This is a genomic window from Flavobacterium chilense, from assembly GCF_001602525.1.
GTDB lineage: Bacteria > Bacteroidota > Bacteroidia > Flavobacteriales > Flavobacteriaceae > Flavobacterium > Flavobacterium chilense.
In genome coordinates, this window is sequence record NZ_LSYT01000003.1 from 1 (window position 1) to 19227 (window position 19227).

Here is a 19227-nt window from a genome sequence, read left to right on the forward strand (position 1 = left end):
GACTTTAGACTAAAAACCTTAAGGTGGTTATTGCGGCGGGGCTCACCTCTTCCCATCCCGAACAGAGTAGTTAAGCCCGCCTGCGCAGATGGTACTGCAGTTATGTGGGAGAGTATGTCGTCGCCTTTCTTTTAAGAATCCTCATCATTTATTTGATGAGGATTTTTTTTTGTTTTCCTTTATCATGATTTTACATTCACTTTGTCTTTCATTTACAATGTTGGTTTTGCATTTCTTTATTTTTGTTTTACCATTTGATCTTCAACTAAAATAGGCAACTCTTTGTATTCATGATTGAACTCTTCTCTGTTTATTAATATATAGTTTTTAGTGTCGTTGTGTTGCATATCCTCTTTAATGTCCTTAACATGGTCAAAGCCTATTTTCCATACACCAATCCTATCATGTGCAAAATCGGCCGCATTATCCATTTCATAAGACCTTAATTTACTGGTATCTGTCCTGCTTGCACCACCTATTTGTGCGGCATATATATTTAGAATGTCAATATTAGAACCAAACACATTGAAAGAACTTAAGAACTTCTTTAAGATTAATTGTTCAAGGGTATAACTTTTCCAGGTTTCAACCAGTATAAGAAACAACTTTTCAGTTTCTGGCAATAACTTATACATTTGTACAATTTGGTCTGAAACGAATTCGGGAAGGGTTTTAAACTCTTCATTATACATATAGGCTTTGGCTAATTTGTTTGCTTCGAGTGTGTGGTTTTTACAGATTACCAACAAGGGTTGTAATTCGCCTTTTAAAATCGGCAATTCTTCTTTGTTCAGGTTTTGTGTAGTCCAATGTTTCCATTCTTTTTCAAAGTTATTTTTGGCTTCATAAACATATTGAATGCTTTCTACTATCCTTAAATATAAAGCATCCCCTAGGATTCTGGGATCTCCAGTAGTGTCTCTTACAGCATTTTCTCCAGGTGATTTTGTTTCTCTAATTCGAAAATTATTTTCTGTCCAATATTCCCCTCCAACTTCTCTTTCTGCTATATCAATTTCTTGCCCTCGTCTCTGGTTACTTTCAGAATGATGTTCACCAACTACATTCAATTTTCCTCGCTCTAGTTTTTGGAGCTGAAACACAGATTGAGTAGTAATCAAGTCTTTTTTTTGTATAGGAAGAGCTGCGTGAGCATTGGCTATTGCCTGCAGTTGAAAAGCTTGTTTTACTTGTGGGCTATTGTTGGCTATTTCTTGTAATTGCAATTGAGCAGCAACCGAGGACAGATGAGAATCTGTAACAGGCAAAGCAGTATCTCTGTTATCTTTTTTATGGATAGCAGAGGGTGTTTGTTGCTTTTTATTCTCTTTATTGTTGTCGGCGTAAGTATTCATCGTTTACATTTATTTTAAACTGCCATTACTTTTAACTCAAATCAATGAAGGTAAAAACGGCAGAATAATTATAACACAAATAATCTAACACATTAAAAAAATAAATAGGTTAGGAAGTAAATTCAAGTTTTACTGCCTTTAATCTTATGGAACTTCTCTGGGTTTTATGAGAGGAAAAATTAAAAATTTCATGGCAAGCAGACCAATGAGAAATCCTCCGCCTAATATCTTTAAAATAGTTATAAAACTGGTTTCGCATTTTCCTGATTTTGACAATCCAAATCCGGAAAATCCGGGATTAAGAAATAAACATAACACGACACAAATAGTAAGGAAAACGCTCAAGAAAGTTAATATACCATAAAACAACTTACTTTTTGTCCAGTCATCGCCTAATTGTTTTTTTTGTTTTAAACAATATAAGGCAACCAAAACTAATACTGTAAAGAGTATTTCTGTAATTATAATAATTAAATCATCAGAAAACATTTTTTTACTGTCTTCCTTAGTAAAATCACATGGGTGATTAAAAAGCTTCTTATACAATTCAATTTCTTGCATAATTCTTCTTTTCCAGGAAGCCATTCTTCCTTCTTTTACAGGTGGTTTCAATACTGTGGTTTTCACCTTAATATACATGGTTTTGTCTATAAGGGCATTCCACATTTCAGGCCTTCCATCATCAGAACCTAGTCCCCATATACCAATTCCTCCAACGCCTTTGTTTAAAATAAAATCATATTTTTCAGATATGGTCTGTACATCATCAAACCATAATTGGCTGATAGTGTCTTTTTTATTTTTTATAATGTTTATTAATGCCCCATTGTTTTTATTATACAACGGAGTATACTTATTTAAATAATCTTTTACTATTGTATTATAGAACTTAAATTCAGATTTTTTTGATTTATAATGCCAAAGTATTCCATCGTAGGTAAGGCAGGCGATAATTTTTTTTGGAGGTATGTTTTTGTTGAGATAACGATCAAGACCAGTACCCAAACTATAATCAGATCCTTTAAGAGGCACTATAGGACCATAGTTATTTTTCTTTGTAAAATCTATAATAAAACGATCTACTAATGGTTCTATTTCTTCTATATCATAATTATGATATTGATCCACTACAGGAAGTGTAATCGTTAGCTGATAGGAACGATTTGCCTCTTTTAGTTTGTAATGAAGCAGACTTATAAATTCAGTAAAATTATTACGGTTTCGATCTCCAAAATTTTCAAAGAATATATTGATTCCATCAGCATTTTTTTCTTTTAATAGAAATTTTGTTTCCTCAATCAGGCGTAATTGAGCATCTCTGTTATTCAGAAACTCATCTAAACTTTTTTGGCTTTTATCAAAGATACACAAAAACACTTTGCATCCTTCTTTTTTAGCTTTGGGTATTACTTCTGCCGTATCCCAGCCATTAAGCGTTTTGTAACTCCCTGTTTTTCCGTTTAATTCATAGCCATAATAAATTAAAGTATTTAAAGCTTTATAGTTGTAATTGAGATAATATTTATTCATCCAGTGAGGGTGAAATCCATATACTTCGCTGTTTCGGGCTACTTTTCTGTTTATGGTTTTAACGGGTATATTATTTACTCTTACAGTAGTGATAACACCATACGGATATTGAAGCAAATCGCGTATTTTCTTTATTTTAGCCTGTCTTTTTTCTTCTTCTTCTTCGAGGTCAATTTTTTTCTGGACCATCGGCAGCAGTTTATCTACTAAATTGTTGATATCAATATTTGAAATTTTGGTAGAATCTACAGAAGTTGTAAAATCCAGAAAGAGGCTGTCAATTTGTTTCTGTATTGTACTTATAGGAACAGTATTATGGTTGGTGATATAGGTATTATTTATTGTAGTATCTCTAGGCTGCTCTGGTTTTTGCAGTCTGTTAATAATGGCTATAATACGTTTTTCTTCGCCCTTTCTAAAATTGGCTCTAAACTTAAAAGCATCTGTAATTTTTTTAAGCAGTGATTTTTTTATTTTAACAGTATCTGCTGGAATCTCAGTACTTACATTTTTCTTACTTACAGGAGCATTGGTTTTTTCCTGTGCAAAAGAAATTGTACAGGTAAAGGAGCAAAACACGATAATTATTATATAAATAAGACGCATTGTTGGGGCAAAATAGTTGATTGTTTGTTATTGATGAATATTTAAAAATTTCTCAAAAATACACTTTAATATGCTTGTAAATTTGTAGTTATGTTATTTTTTTTATAATAAATTAACATTAAAATATTTAAATATCTGTAAATCAGTAAATTATGTATTTTTAATGTTATTTGTAAATAAAATATTATTTATTTTACCTGTAAAAATTTTTTTTTTGAAAAAGAAATACTACGTTTGTTAAAATTTGAATTGTATGTATTTGATTTGTAATATATTATAAATTACTAGAAATTGCTATGATTTACGAAGCTCTAACATGTCTGTCTGAAGAACTAAATGACTTCTTTAAGCTAAAATTGAGCATCGCCGAAGAGAAAGTGATACTATCCGGGTTAGTTAATGCCGATGGTACAGTTGCGATTCCGGGAGAAAATAAAATAGTAATTACACTTGTTAATTTAGAGAAAGAAACATTACAAATGTTACCCTCAAAAGCAGTAACAACAAACTCTTTTGGAAACCAGAATATACCCTTACAAATTAATATTTACGTTTTGTTCTCGGCTTATTTCAGCAGTAATAACTACGGAGAATCATTGCGTTTTATATCGTTTATAATAGCTTATTTTCAAGGTAAAAATGTTTTTACCAAAAGTAATACCCCCAATATGGACCCCAAAATGGAAAAGTTAAGCATTGAGATTGTAGATATGAGTATGGATGGATTAAGTAATTTATGGTCACTGCTGGGTGCAAAATATATGCCGTCAGTCTTGTATAAAATCCGCATGCTGCATTTTGATGAATCTGTAGTAAGAGAGTTTAGACCGGGCGTTTCAAAAATTGACAATCAAAGTAAAACTAATTAAGAGATATAGTGATTGCTGAATACGAAATATTAACACAAGTAGAATTTAAGCATCGCTATTTTTTAAGCAATAAGTTAGAATGTTTTAGTATACAGCCAGATCCTGAGACACATCATTTTTTTTTAAAGTCAGGGCTTCTGTTTAAACCATTTAATAATGGTTTTAAGCTGTTTTTTAATGCATTCAATAATCAGGAAACGATTAAAAGAAATGATATTCTGGATGATTTTGTTTTGCGATTTCATATCGTATTAAACGATCCGTATTTTTTTAATTATACAGATTGTGGAGCAAAAAATTGGGATTCAGACTTTTATCACTTCCATAATTTCGCAGGCAAAAAGGAAAGATTTAGTATTAAAAATTTACATAATGAAGAATTTGTATCAGTAGAAGATACTGTTGAGGAGCATACGTTTGGGCAAAAGTTTTTAAGAAAACCGTTTGGAATCATAGAGCTGCAATTGCGATATGATTTACAGACACAATATGTGGTACATTTTAGAGAGATAGAAAGTTATTGGCGTTATATAATTGTGGGTGATCATTTTAAAAATTTATCTCAATTAGCAATTATAGGAAAAGATGTTGCATTTGATGGTCCCGGAAATATTACACTTCCGGATAATCGGGAGGGAATAAGTTTTGTTTCTGTATTACCGATTGGTCATAAACAAAGACCTGACCAGTATTTTAAATTAGTTGATCATTATAAAGAGGACGAAAGCACATTTAATGTTTTAATTAAGGCGCTTCCGGTTCCGGACACAAAGCACATATCGTCAATAATAGAGAATAAAAACGATAAAAAGTATTATTCAGAAATTTTTATTTACTAAACAAACACATATATTTTATGATAAACAACCCTATGACCCCCGGTGTTTATATTGATGAAAAGAACGCGTTTCCTAGTTCTGCAGTATCAGTAGAAACTGCTATTCCTGTCTTTATCGGCTATACTGAAAAAGCCGAATGGAATGGTAAATCATTAGTAAATGTTCCAACCAGAGTTACCTCGTTTGCAGAATATGTAGAGCGCTTTGGAGGAGGATTTAAAGCAAAATTTAAAATTGTTGATGCGAATCCGGCTATCAAACAAGAAACATTTTCGCTTGACGGAAAAAACAAAGTAGTCGAAATAAACAAAGACAACACCCTGTATTTGTTTAATTCTATCCGCTTGTTTTATGCCAATGGCGGAGGCCCTTGTTATATCTTAACTGTCGATACCTATAAGGATAAAACAACATTAGAGATTAAGGCCGATGACTTTTTGGGCTCTACAACAAAATTAGATCCTTTTGAAATTCTGAAAAAAGAATTCGAACCTACACTTGTAGTGGTTCCGGATGCAATTGTATTAGGAGAAGCCTGCTACAATTCTATTTATACCAAAATTTTAAGTCACTGCGCTGCAATGCAAAGCCGTTTTGGACTTTTTGATTTGGTAAAACAACTGCCTTCTGAAGATACCACACCTATTGTTACAAGTTTCCGTGAAGGTATCGGAATGAACGATTTAAAATACGGAGCAGCTTATTATCCGTGGCTGAAATCAGGAGTAGTACAGCCAGGTGAAATAACTTTTGAAAACCTGGATGATTCTTTAGACCTTGCGACTATACTTCCTAAAAAAGAAGAAGCTGCTTTAAATATTATTAAAATATTCAAAACAGCAAAAGACTCGGCAGAAGATACTCCTCCTGCAGTATTCAAGGCTATAAAAGACGTTGAAAAAGCCGAAAAAGCATTGCAAGATGCCAAATTCGCAGAAGGCAACACCAAGAAAATAGCAATCGATAAAGCAAAAGCAGACTTAACAGCGGCACAAAGTGCAGATCCGGTTGATGATGCTAAAGTTAAAGAAGCCGAAAAAGCTGTAGCAGATTTAATCGCAGATACAGATCCAAGTGATGCTGTAAAAGCACTGGAGAAAGCAAAAACCGATGCTGATGAAGCTTTGGAAACAGCAAAAACAACTTCAGCAAAAGCCTTAGAAGCAGCAAAAGCAGAATTAGACGCAGCAAAAAATGCAGCTACAGTCGATGCTGATAAAGTGAAAGCTGCTGAGAAAAAAGTAGCAAAAGCAACTAATGATCTTTCAGAAAAAATACTTTTTCCTTCAGATAATGATAAACTAAATTTTCATCAATCCTTAAAAGCTACGAGCCCAACTTATACCAACATCCTCGAAGAAATCAGATCAAAATTAAACGAGTTGCCGCCAAGTGCAGCAATGGCAGGTATTTATACCGCTGTAGACAGCAGCCGAGGTGTTTGGAAATCTCCGGCAAACGTATCTGTAAGCATGGTAAATGCACCATCAATAAATATTTCAAGCGAGCAGCAAGAAAGTCTGAATGTTGATGTTGTGGCAGGAAAATCAATTAACGTTATTCGTTCATTTCAAGGGATTGGAACTCTGGTATGGGGTGCCAGAACTTTAGATGGTAATAGTCAGGATTGGCGCTACATTAACGTTAGAAGAACCTTAATCATGATTGAGCAATCTTTAAAATTAGCAACTCGATCTTATGTATTCGAACCTAACGATGCCAATACTTGGGTAACGGTAAAAAGTATGATGTCTAATTTCTTAACCAATTTATGGAAACAAGGCGCTTTAGCGGGAGCAGCTCCTGAGCAGGCATTTGACGTTCAGATTGGTTTAGGTTCTACGATGACACCTACCGATATCTTAGACGGAAAAATGCTAATTACTGTAAAAGTAGCAATTGTACGTCCTGCGGAGTTTATTATTATAACATTCCAGCAGCAAATGCAGCAATCTTAACTTATAACTATAATCAATTAAAATATATTTATTATGGCAGACGATGGTTCAACACAATCAGCGGCCACCTGGCCTTTAGTTAAATTTTCCTTTCAGGTAAAATGGGACGATGCAGAACTAATTTTTCAGGAGGTAACAGGTTTATCTTCTGAAACACAGGTGATAGAATATCGCGGAGGCAGCAGTAAAGTATACTCTACAGTAAAAATGCCCGGGATACAAAAATTTGGAAACGTAACGTTAAAAAAAGGGATGTTTTTAGGCGACAAAGCATTATGGGATAAGTACAATATTATTGCCATGAATACCTATAAAAGATCGACCATAACCATAAGCTTACTGGATGAAAAAAACGAAGTAGCAATGAGCTGGACTTTGGCCAATGCATTTCCGGTTAAGATTACCGTTACGGATATGAAATCTGACGGAAATGAAGTAGCAGTAGAATCAATAGAACTGGCACATGAAAAACTAACTATTGTGAAGTAATTAAATGGCATACGTTCCTAAAACACCACCATTTTTTCCTGCAGCATTTTCTTTTAAAGTAAATGTTGTAGGAATTACTGGTGTTTATGAAGGCAGTTTTCAGGAAGTAACCGGACTTGGAGCAAAATTGGGAGTAGAAACTATAAAAGAAGGCGGTGAGAACCGATTTGAACACCGTTTACCCAATCCTGTTAAATATGATAATTTAATTCTGAAAAGAGGAATGGTATTAAATTCAGGCCTCATTTTGTGGGCAAGAAGTTCTATCGAGTCTTTTAATTTTATTACAAAAACTGTAATAGTTAATTTATTAGATGAAACCGGTGCTCCAATTGCTTCATGGTCATTTAATGCCGCTTATCCTGTTGCTTTAAAAGTATCTGATTTAAAGGCTCAGGACAATGCTATTGTTATAGAAACACTCGAGTTATCTTATAGTTATTTTACGAGGATTTTTTAATTATAATTATAAAACTAAGGCCATGCCAATTGAAATTCGTGAATTAGTTATAAAAGTGAATATCGTTGAAGATCACAAAGCTACAGATACTGTAGATTCTCATAATTTATCAGATTTAAAAAGACAGATTATAAAGGAGTGTACAGAAAGAGTTATGGCTAAACTAGAGAAAAAATCAGAACGATAATATGGCATTACTTAAATTAAAAATTGAAGCTTTTTCTGATCCTGAATGCACCGCTTCTGTAGGCGATCCTATAGAAGCCATGTTTAATCCAAACACGTACACCCGTAAATATAAGGCGCAGTACAATGCCCCAAAAGTAATTGGGCAAAACGACAGAACCCTCATTTTTCAGGCGTTGGTAGGAAACGATATGACCTTAAAATTAATTGCCGATGGTACAGGTGTTGTGCCATTACCAAAAGGGATTTTAGATGTAGACGATTACATTAAAAAAATTAAGCAGCTTACGTATTCTTACAATGGATTAAAGCACAGACCTAATTACCTGACCATAGTTTGGGGAAGTTTATCTATGATTTGTGTTTGTAAAGCATTAAATGTAAGCTATAATTTATTTAAAGAAGATGGTACAGCGCTCCGGGCTTCAATTGAGCTTATGTTATCCGGAACATCTGATTTTGTTACCGTAGCCAAAGAAGCTAAAAAGAGTTCGCCAGACTTAACACATATTCGTACTGTAAAAGCCGGAGATACCTTGCCTTTAATGACTTTTAGAATATACGGAGACAGTTCTTATTATATGGAAGTAGCCAAAATAAATAACCTAACTAGTATAAATGCTATAAAACCTGGAGACCAATTGTATTTTCCCCCAATAAAAAAATAATAATAAATGCCAGCAAAATCACCATTAGATATTTCTGATCCTACTTTAAGGCTCACGATTAAAGCAAATGGAAGCCCTATAAAAGATTCGTACCCTGTAGAATCTGTAAATATTACCCATGAATTAAATAGAATATCATATGCCGAAATCAGTCTTATTGACGGAACTGTAGAATCTGCTGATTTTCCTATTAGCGAAAGCGCCGATTTGATTCCCGGAAATACAATTGAAATTACAGCAGGTTATGGATCTGATGCCGAAATATCCATTTTTAAAGGTGTAATTGTAAAACAAGCCATTCGTATTAATGATGGAGAGCCTTTTGCCTTAATTATTACCTGCAAACATAAAGCGGTTACCATGTGTTACAATAAAATGGAAGCACAATTTACCAGTAAAACCGATAGTGGTATTATGAATGTTATTGCCGGAAATTATGGTTTAAGTGCCACAATTGATGCGACTACACCAGTTTCTGAAGCCATGTTCCAAAAACTAGCTACAGATTGGGATTTTATCCTGGCACGTGCTGATTTTAATGGTTTTGTTATTTCATTAGATGGCGACGATATCACAATTGGAAAACCAAAAGTAGACGGATCTGCCGTATTGCGAATTGGTTTTGGAGAATCTATGTTTTCATTTGATGCCGAATTATCTGCAGAAAAACAACCTACATCTTTACAAGTAAGCAGTTGGGATATTAAACAGCAAAGCTTATTAGTATCGAGTGCAGCCGAGCCTGTTCTAAATGAGCAAGGCAATTTGAGTGCTAAAACATTATCAGGTAAACTCAATCAAAAAGAGTTAAAACTTACTTCAAATACACCTCTGACAAATGAAGATTTAACCGTTTGGGGAAATGCCAGTTTATTAAAAATCAGATTGGCTGCCATAAGAGGAATGGTTAGCTTTATGGGAAATGCAACGGTAAAACCCAATACTATAATCGAATTAGCAGGAGTAGGAGATCGTTTTAACGGAAATGCCTATGTAACGATGGTCAATCATGTTTTAGAAAGCGGAACCTGGACTACCAGAGTAAAATTTGGGCTTGATGAAAAGTTTGCTTACGAGAATAAAAATTTCTCTTATCCTAATGCTTCTGGTCAGCTGCCGCCCATTAATGGTTTACAGACCGCTACAGTAAAAAAAATATTTGGCGATCCGGATTCTCAATTTCGCATTTTAATAACATTACCCAGCAATGCCGAAAATCAAGACGGAATATGGGCAAGAATGGCCAATTTTCATGCTACAAATACAGCTGGGGCAGGTTTTTTGCCAGAAGTTGGAGATGAAGTTATCATAGGATTTTTAGAGAATGATCCGCGTTATCCTGTTATTTTGGGTTCATTGTACAGTACTGCTAAAGCAGCAGCAGCGACAGCTGCTGATAACAACAATTATATCAAAACAATTATCACAAAAAGTCAGCTCAAAATGACATTTGATGATGAGAAAAAGATACTCAAATTAGAAACACCAGCCGGAAATTACATCACGCTTAGTGATGATGCCAAATCTATAGAAATTAAAGACCAGCATACCAACTCGATTAAAATGGACTCCAATGGTATTTCTATTCAAAGTTTTAAGGACATTGTGCTGGATGCGAAAGGAAAAATTTCTTTAACCGCAGTACAAAATGTCGAGGTCGAAGCTAAAATGGATGTAAAAACAACGGGACTAAATATAAACAATAACGCCAGTATAGGGTTTGTTGCTAAAGGAGCTGCTACAGCAGAAATTTCTGCCAGCGGACAAACGACAGTAAAAGGCGCAATAGTAATGATAAACTAATTTAAAATATTAAAGATATGGGAGCCCCAGCCGCACGAATAACAGATATGCACACTTGTCCAATGGTAACACCGGGATTACCGCCAATACCACATGTAGGCGGCCCAATTGTAGCCGGTGCACCAACCGTTTTAATAGGTTCTCTGCCTGCTGCACGAGTAGGCGATATGCTCGTTTGTGTAGGACCGCCGGATAGTATTGTAAAAGGTTCTTCTACTGTACTTATCTGTGGAATGCCTGCTGCCAGAATGGGTGATACAACAGCACACGGAGGTTCAATTGTATTGGGCTTGCCAACGGTTTTGATAGGAGGATAAACAATGGAACTAAAATCATTTTTAGGAACAGGATGGAAATTTCCCCCTTCATTTAGCAAAGAAACTAAAAATGTAACATTGGTTTCGGATGAGACTGATATTGCAGAAAGTCTCCGTATTTTATTGAGTACAGATCCCGGCGAAAGATTAATGAGACCGGAATATGGCTGTAATCTTAGAAGATTTATGTTCGAGCGTCACGATACCTCTTTTGTTACAGGTTTAAACAATACCATTAGCAAGGCCATTTTAAATTTTGAAGCCCGTGTAGATTTTATTGATGCCAAAGTAGTAACCCGTAACGAGTTAGACGGAGTATTGCATATAGAAGTCAACTATAAAATCATTATAACAAACACAAGACACAATATCGTATTTCCTTTTTATCTTCTTGAGGGAACTAATTTATAATACTAAATATGAGCACCGAAATATTCATGACATCAAATCAAGGGCTTAGCCAGGCACAGCGCATGCTTGATACTTTGATGCCTGATTATTTTAAAATTGATTCAAGGGATATTCCGGAAATGATCAGCTATATTCATAAAATAGCACCTCAGTTTAATTATTATAATGCACAAACAAATGAAATAGATGGAACCTGGGAAGATTTTCTCTATAATGATCCTTATCTCGCCGCATTGTTAATCAGCAGAATAAATGTGGTAGATATCAGCGGTCAGTTCAGCACCCTGAAAAAAGCAATTGAACACGACAGTAATAGTAATCTGCTTTCTGAACGATTAGACAAATTGACTAAATTAATTGACTATCTATTTGATGTTATTGCCCAATTATCAAAACTACATTACTTATTAAATGCTTTGCCTTTGCCTAATGATATAGGAGAAGTATTAATGAATATTGAGCCAACAAATGATGAATCAGGTAAATTAAAAAATTATTGCGAAGAAGCTTCTTTAGTATTTATCAGCTTCAAAAATCCTGATCCGTCTCCAAAATTATCAGGGCATAAAAAAAAAGAAGACGTTGGTTTAGAAATACTATTGGAAAGTTCTAATAAGGAAAAAATAACGGGATCTATTCGTTATTTATCTGCTTTATTTGAATCTGTTATTGCAAAATTTAACGATTTAGTAAGAGCATCAAAATCGTATATTTCTAGAAAAAGCATAACAGAAGCTCAATTTTTACCACAGATCGCTTTATTAATCAGTTTTTTAGATTTATACAAATCGGCACAAGTAAAAATTAATGACTTTAACCGCAGGCATCTGGAGTATTATTATAAAGATGTTTTAGAATTAAAACCCAAAAAAGGATATAGAGATCAGCTCAACATAATTATTGAACCGGAAATAGGAATAAAGCGATTAGAAATTTCACCATCGGAATTATTAATTGCAGAAATTCCAAATGAAGAACAGCCTATAATTTATGAGTTAAATAATCCAATTACTTTATCGGCTGCCACAATAGCCGAGACCAAAACTATTTTTGTCAGTCAGTTTGCACAAGTAGCTTCTAAGAATATTGAAATTGATAATATTATTGAAAATCAGGTTTATCAGGCTTCTCCAAAAGTTTTTTCGGTAGCTGATTATCAAAAAAACAAAGACAATTATATTTCATGGCCTTGTCTTGGCGAAGATCAGCAGGGAAAGCTGGGCAATATGCGAACAATGGATAATGCTAATTTAGGAATATTCATTGCATCGCCTCTTTTGTATTTGCCGGAAGGAGAAAGAACCATCAGTATAAAAATCAAATTAGAACCTAAAAGTTTTGAAGCAGTACGGGATTATTTTTCTTCATATACAGATACTATAAATGAAAACAAATATCATTATGGCTATAAAACAGATGAATCTGAAAAAGGGGCAAAAACAATCGAAACGATTATTTATGAACTTTTATCAAGTGCATTTGTTATAACCTATACTTCAACAAAAGGCTGGGAAAACATAAAGAAATATTTTGTAAAATTTGATCCAACACCGGGCGGAGAAGAAGCAATTGAAATTATTTTGAAATTGAAAGCTATAGAAGAACCTATTGACAATTACAATAAGGGAATTCACAATCTCAATTTTGATTCTAAGTTTCCAATAGTTCGTATAGGGCTGAATAATTTCAGCAAACATTATGCGTACAGTTTTTTGCAGGACATCATAATAGAACGTATTACGATTAAAAGCGAGGCAAAAGGATTCCGTTCTTTACTCTTGCAAAATAGTATTGGTTTAGTAAGTCCTACAAGTCCGTTTCAGATATTTGGGCCGCAGCCTATCTTGGGTTCGTTTCTGGATATTAAGAATACCAATGTTTTTAATCGATACTTAACTGATTTCTCTATAAATATCAGCTGGTTGAATTTACCCAGAGAATACGGAGGTTTTGAAACCTATTATAAAGAATATCCGGAACCTTTTAGAAACAACTCTTTCGCCGTTAATCTTAAAGCATTAAAAACACAAAACTTATATTTAAATACCAAGAATGAACAGCAAAAAGAATTGTTCAGCATTAATAATAATGGTTTTTTAAGTGATTTTACGGTAATAGATAAAATAGATTTCAGCAAACTGGATTTTATTAATGAACCATCGCTGGTGCCTTCAGATAGTAATAATCCATTTGCTGTAGACGGAACTTTAAGGTTAGAACTTTCTTCTCCCGAAGAAACATTTGGACAAGAAGTATTTACTAAAATTTTTCCCGAAGCTGTTATGAGCCAGGCTAAAAAAAAAGTATTAAAACAAGCTTTGCCCAATCAGCCTATTATTCCCATTATAAAATCGATAGCATTAGATTATTCGCTTGAGTATTCAGAAATTCTTGATGGAGCTGCAAACCGCGAAAACTGTAAAATTCAGCTTATTCATGATTATCCGTTTGGGTATGATTACATCTATCCTAATAAGTATAAAAAGCAGACTAAATTTATGCCTGAGTTTTTAGACTACGACAACTTATGCATTGGTTTAAAAGATGTCGAACCTAAATCAGAATTGAATCTTTTGTTTAAGTTCGAAGATTCCAGTTTTCATTATACCTTAGAAAAAACAGAATTAATATGGAGTTATCTTAAAAACAATACCTGGATTCCCTTTTCAGACAAAGACATTATTTTTGATACGACCAATGATTTTATGGGCTCAGGCATTATCAGGCTTTTTGCTCCGTCCAGTATTCCATCAGGAAATACAATAATGAATCCGGATTTGTTTTGGATCAAAGCCACAACTTATAATGGCGTTGCAACGAAACCCAATTTATTAGGAATTGCATGTAACGGCGTTGTAGCGACAAGAAAATATTTACCCGAAAATCATTCAAAAAGAGGACTTTCTATTCCGCCATATTCCATTAAAGGATTTGAAAAAACAATAAAAGGCGTTAGTGCTTTATGGCAGTTGTTCAGCTCTATTAACGGAGAAGCGCCGGAAAGTACCGATAAGTTCTATACAAGAGTAAGCGAAAGATTAAGACACAAACAAAGACCAGTTCAAAACAGAGATATCGAACAAGTTGTATTAGAAAATTTTCCTGAAATAATGATGGTAAAAAGCTTTAATACAGAAATAGAAGGTTATGAAATTGTAGAAGGAACCAATTTACATTTAGTATTAATTCCTAAAGAATCCAGAAACAATCATCCCTTTAAAGATGTTCCCAGAGTAAGTTTATTAACGCTCTTTGATGTCAAATCATTTCTTGACAAGATCATTTCTCCTTTTATAACGATAGAAGTTGGAAATCCTATTTATGAAAGAGTCAAAGTAATTTGTGAAGTTGTTTTAACAGATAAAGCAAAAGAAGATTCCGGAAATTATTTACGCAAACTAACCAAAGATATTAATAATTATATAGCACCTTGGCTTTATGATAAATATGATGATTTTAAAATAGGAGATCGTATTTACAAATCAGATTTGTTATTGTTTATCAAAACACGTCCTTATATTGAGTATGTTACCGGATTTTCGCTGATTCATTTTTATAAAGAAAGACAATCATCAGATGATGTTTTGGTTTCAAAAATGACAGATAGTGCCTTGGGTGATATCAAATACATAGAATGTTCTTCTCCGGCTTCGGTATTTGTGCCTTCAGAATTTCATGTGCTAAAGGTGCTGGATAAACCCATTCATAAAACGGCGGTTCAGCTGGGTATTGCAGATTACATAGTAGGCGAAGAACTTTTGATAGAAGAAGATCCGGGTATAAGAATACCAAGCAGTGATGCTTCAGATTCTGAGTATGACGACGACGATGAACTTTTTAATTTTATTATTAATCCTAACATTTAAACGACATGGCCGACAACGAGATAAAAAAATTACATGGAAGAGCGGAGTTAATAGAATATTTTAGAAATGGAAGAATCCCTAACGAAACGCATTTTAAATCGCTTATAGATTCTGTAATTATTCAGCACGATGACGGAATATCTAAAGATGAAGAAAACGGGTACAGCATAACCTCTTTAGGAACATCATCCAGATTAATTACTTTTTACAAAAATATTGATCGTTTAGAACCTTTTTTCTTTGTAGAAAAGGATTTACTGGACAAACCAAGCCTAAAATTCCGCTCTGATACTGTCAAATCTACAGCAACAGAAGAAGAGAAAACATTTTTCTTTCATAACGACGGAAGTTTAGGAATAGGAAATAAAAGTAAAAACAATTTTAAACTGGATGTAAATGGTTTTACCGCTTCTAAAGGAAGAACCGGAACCTACAACACAAAAAAAGAAATTCCGGCCAATGGAGAATGGCACGATATAACTCCGGAATTAGATAACTGTCAGGCTTTTGAAATTGTAGCCCGCGCAGGGATAAAACATTCCGGAAAATTTTCTATGATGCATGCAACCGCATTGAGCACATTTGGAAAATCGCGATCAAAGATTAGAAAAACCCGAGCGTATTATGGATCATTCTGGTCGATTTGGAATAAACTGAATTTACGCTGGCATGGCACCACACATAATTACAAATTACAAATGCGTTCGAATTCCAATTTTGGTTCGGGAGCCATGATTTATTATACGATATGTGAACTTTGGGATGATGAACTTTTTGTACCCTTAAATTGTTATTATCCAAAAAAACAAGATGGTTTTGTTGATAAGGAAAGCCAGAATAAGAGAACTTAGTTACAACGTTAGAATAGAATACTTAACAATATGATTGAACCTCGGTTTATAAATAAAAACATAGACCCTACAGCTGATTTTGAAGTCATTTTAAAACAGGCAATTGATTTAGTTCAAAGGCTGACAGGACATCTATGGACAGACTATAATATTCATGATCCGGGCATTACCATTTTAGAACAATTATGTTTTGCATTAACCGACTTGCACTATAAAACAAAATTAAGTACCGAAGATATTTTAACCAATACAAGAGGGTTTATAAACAGAAATCAGCACTCTTTTTTCGAGAAAGAACATATCCTGACCTGTAATCCTGTAACGGTTAATGACTTTAGAAAAATTATTTTAGACAAAGTCAAAGAAGTAAACAATATCATGTTCAATCCAATTCTGTCTGTACACAGCAATCATTACATAAAAGGCTTGTATAGAATTGTAGTTAGAGCCAATGAAACCATAACCAACCAGTTTGTTACAGATAAAGAAGCAGAGGAGGAGTTTAAAGAAAAAATTAGAAAACTAACACTTTCTAAACGTAATATCTGCGAAGATATAATGGGAGATATTGTTATCCTGAAATGTCAGAAAATAGCAATTCATGCCAATATAAGTATCAAATACACCTCAGTTCCGGAGGAAATACTGCTTAGAATTTACAATAAGATAGAATCTCTGTTAAACCCAAAAATTCGATTTTATTCTAAATCCGAATTGCTGGATATGGGCTATACCATAGAGCAAATTTACGATGGTCCGTTATTAAACAACGGAATACTATTAGAAAGAGAGCTAAAACCAATTGCAACAGAAATAGATCCTATAGATGTTACCAATACCATTACGGTATTAGATGGCGTAAGCTATATTCAAAATTTAACAATAGAGAATATAGACAATTTTGATACTGAAGAAACAGCACTCAATGACGCTGATAAAGTAGAAAAAACAGATAGTTTTCCGTTTAAATTAAAGAAAGATCATTTTGCCTCTTTAGATAAAGATACTTTTCTGAAAAATGTAAAATTATATTCAGACGATTACCGTATTCCGATCAACGAAGCCCTTTTTTTAGAATTGTATGATCATAGAGAACCATTAAAAACGCAAGTCCGAAAAGATTCTGCAGGCAAGAAACAAGAGCGTAATATAAAAGCAGGTACTTACAAAGATGTAGGAACCTATTATTCGATACAAAACTATTTCCCTACCGTTTATGGCTTAAGAGAAAACGGATTATCTAAGTCGGAAACTAAAGAACGCAAAGCAGCGGCAAAACAACTCAAAGCTTATTTGCTTTTTTTTGAACAAATACTTGCCAATTATTCGGCGCAGTTAGCCAATCTGGGTAACCTTTATTCGACAGATTTAAGCACAAGCAATCAAAAATCATATTATACCCAAGATCTCTATAACGTTCCGGATATTCGCTATATATTAAAAGAATACAATCAAAATGGTGATAATCGCGCTTCGTTTGTAAATGAAATGAAATGGGAAAATTTTCAAAGCGACGAAGATAATGGTTATATGAAAGCATTACTAAGCGCTGTAGAAACTCCTGAAATCTATACCGACAGAAAGAATAAAATATTAGACCATTTGCTGGGACGCTTTAATCGCAAGCTAAGTATATATCCTATACTGCAGTATTTTAATAGTTATATTGGAGGAAGCAGTTTAGAGCGTGATACATTTGTGCTACAATGGAAAGCAAACGTTTTAAACCATTTACTCCATATAGACCAAGGCAAAATAAAAGGCTACGATTATTCTTCTCAAATAAACCTGATGTCTGGTTTTGAGTATAAAATATCAATATATCTCAACATTAATCACCTGGAATATCCAAGTCTGACAAAGTTTAAATCGAGAAAAGAAAGCCTGATGCGCCGAAGGCTGACAGATACTTTTAACAATACAGAAAAAAAGTATACCATTACACCAGTAAAACCAGCGCCTGCAGTTCAGGAAGAACAGGAAATAGATATTATCGAATTTAATGATGAAAATCTTGCCGTAATAACCAATTCAGCAGAAAATATAGAACTGGGCGAAAGCTTAGAGGCAGATACTATAGATCAATCGTATATATTCAATTCGCAGACAATATCGGTATTAGAATTTGGAATCCTGAGGGAGAACTATAAAATAATTCCCAAAGACGGTAAATACATTATTATATACAAACCGCCGCAAAAAGATATCATAACCCCAGAAGAAAAATGGCAGGTAATTGGCAGTTATCAAATAAAGAGTAAGGCTATTAATGCCCTGAATGAAGTAATAGAATCGCTGAAGAAACTAAGTGTAGAATCAGAAGGATTTCATTTGGTAGAACATTTATTGATGCGTCCTAAGCTCGATCAGCATAATTTCGGGTTCAGCTATTACGAAAGTGAAGACAGCATACTTTTTAAAAATGATGAATGGACCAGTTTTGAAGAAAGAGAAAACCGCCTGACAAAACTAAAAACCGCAGTACTGAATTTAGGAAAAAAAACGCCCGGAAACGATTTTGACTTTAAACTTAAATTTGCGGGCGACGATCAATTTAGTATTGTAAACACAGCGGTATTCAGTAAAAGAAAACAAGATTTAGATCCAAATCTTAAAAAAATAATAGCCGAAATTCATAAAATACAAGAAAACAAAATCTTTAGATATCCTCGTATTGAACTTTTGGCAAAACTATCCGGAAGAAAGGTTATTAATGAAAACTTTTACAGTCTGAAAGCAACAATAGTTTTACCTGCATGGCCAGCCCGTTTTCAGGACAAAGAATTTAAAATGTTTACCGAAGATTTAATAAAAGCGATTGCACCGGGTTATTTAACCTTAAACTTTAAATGGCTGGGAATTTCGAGAATGCAAAAGTTTGAAACGCTTTATTTTGAATGGCTGGAAGCAATTAAAACCAATTCTGATCCGAACGCAAGACTAGAATCATGTGAAGTTTTAACAAAATGGCTCCTGGAAACGGACATCAAAAATCAAAAATAAAAGAGCAAAATTTTAA

The 19227-nt window shown here is 33.9% G+C and carries 15 protein-coding genes and 1 rRNA gene; 14 read left to right on the top strand and 2 right to left on the bottom strand.

The genetic code is table 11. From position 1 onward, the window contains the following. The first annotated feature begins 19 nt into the window (after positions 1-19). Positions 20-129: ribosomal RNA gene (gene rrf / locus A4F88_RS09375) — 5S ribosomal RNA — on the top strand. A gap of 107 nt (positions 130-236) precedes the next feature. Here rrf and A4F88_RS09380 read toward each other — a convergent pair. Together A4F88_RS09380 and A4F88_RS09385 are read right to left on the bottom strand one after the other, a co-directional pair. Next, positions 237-1355: a hypothetical protein gene (locus A4F88_RS09380; RefSeq protein ID WP_068842353.1), complete on the bottom strand. Its 1119-nt coding sequence runs from the start codon at positions 1353-1355 to the stop codon at positions 237-239. 144 nt (positions 1356-1499) lie between these two features. Continuing rightward, complete coding sequence (locus A4F88_RS09385) at positions 1500-3491, bottom strand: glycosyl hydrolase family 18 protein (protein ID WP_082815737.1); 1992 nt, start codon at positions 3489-3491, stop codon at positions 1500-1502. A gap of 296 nt (positions 3492-3787) precedes the next feature. Between A4F88_RS09385 and A4F88_RS09390 the strand changes: the two genes are divergently transcribed. The 13 genes from A4F88_RS09390 to A4F88_RS09445 are packed head-to-tail and all read left to right on the top strand — an operon-like array spanning position 3788 to position 19211. Further along, positions 3788-4360 (top strand): Pvc16 family protein, encoded by a 573-nt coding sequence (locus A4F88_RS09390; protein WP_068842355.1) that lies wholly within the window; start codon positions 3788-3790, stop codon positions 4358-4360. Between the two features lie 8 nt (positions 4361-4368). Continuing rightward, complete coding sequence (locus tag A4F88_RS09395) at positions 4369-5199, top strand: hypothetical protein (protein ID WP_068842356.1); 831 nt, start codon at positions 4369-4371, stop codon at positions 5197-5199. Between the two features lie 17 nt (positions 5200-5216). Beyond that, a complete protein-coding gene (locus A4F88_RS25665) occupies positions 5217-7157 on the top strand; it encodes a phage tail sheath C-terminal domain-containing protein (protein WP_073075435.1) in 1941 nt (646 codons plus the stop codon). 33 nt (positions 7158-7190) lie between these two features. After that, the gene (locus A4F88_RS09405) at positions 7191-7646 is read left to right on the top strand and encodes a phage tail protein (RefSeq protein WP_068842357.1); all 456 of its coding nucleotides are present in this window, start codon (positions 7191-7193) and stop codon (positions 7644-7646) included. A gap of 4 nt (positions 7647-7650) precedes the next feature. After that, on the top strand, positions 7651-8106 hold the full coding sequence (locus tag A4F88_RS09410) for a phage tail protein (protein ID WP_068842358.1): 456 nt from the start codon (positions 7651-7653) through the stop codon (positions 8104-8106). Between the two features lie 22 nt (positions 8107-8128). Beyond that, positions 8129-8293, top strand: coding sequence for a DUF5908 family protein (locus A4F88_RS25400; protein WP_156062657.1), 165 nt, complete (start codon positions 8129-8131; stop codon positions 8291-8293). A gap of 1 nt (position 8294) precedes the next feature. Beyond that, on the top strand, positions 8295-8960 hold the full coding sequence (locus tag A4F88_RS09415; RefSeq protein ID WP_068842359.1) for a CIS tube protein: 666 nt from the start codon (positions 8295-8297) through the stop codon (positions 8958-8960). 6 nt (positions 8961-8966) lie between these two features. Then, positions 8967-10763, top strand: coding sequence for a type VI secretion system tip protein VgrG (gene vgrG / locus A4F88_RS09420; RefSeq protein ID WP_068842360.1), 1797 nt, complete (start codon positions 8967-8969; stop codon positions 10761-10763). A 17-nt stretch (positions 10764-10780) separates the two neighbouring features. Then, on the top strand, positions 10781-11080 hold the full coding sequence (locus A4F88_RS09425; protein ID WP_068842361.1) for a PAAR domain-containing protein: 300 nt from the start codon (positions 10781-10783) through the stop codon (positions 11078-11080). A gap of 3 nt (positions 11081-11083) precedes the next feature. Further along, on the top strand, positions 11084-11491 hold the full coding sequence (locus tag A4F88_RS09430) for a GPW/gp25 family protein (RefSeq protein ID WP_068842362.1): 408 nt from the start codon (positions 11084-11086) through the stop codon (positions 11489-11491). Between the two features lie 8 nt (positions 11492-11499). Continuing rightward, on the top strand, positions 11500-15357 hold the full coding sequence (locus A4F88_RS09435; RefSeq protein ID WP_143155038.1) for a hypothetical protein: 3858 nt from the start codon (positions 11500-11502) through the stop codon (positions 15355-15357). Positions 15358-15362: 5 nt separating this feature from the next. Next, positions 15363-16208 (top strand): hypothetical protein, encoded by an 846-nt coding sequence (locus tag A4F88_RS09440; protein WP_068842364.1) that lies wholly within the window; start codon positions 15363-15365, stop codon positions 16206-16208. A 30-nt stretch (positions 16209-16238) separates the two neighbouring features. Continuing rightward, a complete protein-coding gene (locus tag A4F88_RS09445; protein WP_068842365.1) occupies positions 16239-19211 on the top strand; it encodes a hypothetical protein in 2973 nt (990 codons plus the stop codon). Positions 19212-19227 lie beyond the last annotated feature (16 nt).

Bases quoted from the DNA above. Each gene is read 5' to 3' on its own strand.
- vgrG (WP_068842360.1), top strand. From the start codon at position 8,967: ATGCCAGCAAAATCACCATTAGATATTTCTGATCCTACTTTAAGGCTC.
- A4F88_RS25400 (WP_156062657.1), top strand. From the start codon at position 8,129: ATGCCAATTGAAATTCGTGAATTAGTTATAAAAGTGAATATCGTTGAA.
- A4F88_RS09390 (WP_068842355.1), top strand. From the start codon at position 3,788: ATGATTTACGAAGCTCTAACATGTCTGTCTGAAGAACTAAATGACTTC.
- A4F88_RS09435 (WP_143155038.1), top strand. From the start codon at position 11,500: ATGAGCACCGAAATATTCATGACATCAAATCAAGGGCTTAGCCAGGCA.
- A4F88_RS09385 (WP_082815737.1), bottom strand. From the start codon at position 3,491: ATGCGTCTTATTTATATAATAATTATCGTGTTTTGCTCCTTTACCTGT.
- A4F88_RS25665 (WP_073075435.1), top strand. From the start codon at position 5,217: ATGATAAACAACCCTATGACCCCCGGTGTTTATATTGATGAAAAGAAC.
- A4F88_RS09425 (WP_068842361.1), top strand. From the start codon at position 10,781: ATGGGAGCCCCAGCCGCACGAATAACAGATATGCACACTTGTCCAATG.
- A4F88_RS09445 (WP_068842365.1), top strand. From the start codon at position 16,239: ATGATTGAACCTCGGTTTATAAATAAAAACATAGACCCTACAGCTGAT.
- A4F88_RS09410 (WP_068842358.1), top strand. From the start codon at position 7,651: ATGGCATACGTTCCTAAAACACCACCATTTTTTCCTGCAGCATTTTCT.
- A4F88_RS09440 (WP_068842364.1), top strand. From the start codon at position 15,363: ATGGCCGACAACGAGATAAAAAAATTACATGGAAGAGCGGAGTTAATA.
- A4F88_RS09415 (WP_068842359.1), top strand. From the start codon at position 8,295: ATGGCATTACTTAAATTAAAAATTGAAGCTTTTTCTGATCCTGAATGC.
- A4F88_RS09405 (WP_068842357.1), top strand. From the start codon at position 7,191: ATGGCAGACGATGGTTCAACACAATCAGCGGCCACCTGGCCTTTAGTT.
- A4F88_RS09430 (WP_068842362.1), top strand. From the start codon at position 11,084: ATGGAACTAAAATCATTTTTAGGAACAGGATGGAAATTTCCCCCTTCA.
- A4F88_RS09380 (WP_068842353.1), bottom strand. From the start codon at position 1,355: ATGAATACTTACGCCGACAACAATAAAGAGAATAAAAAGCAACAAACA.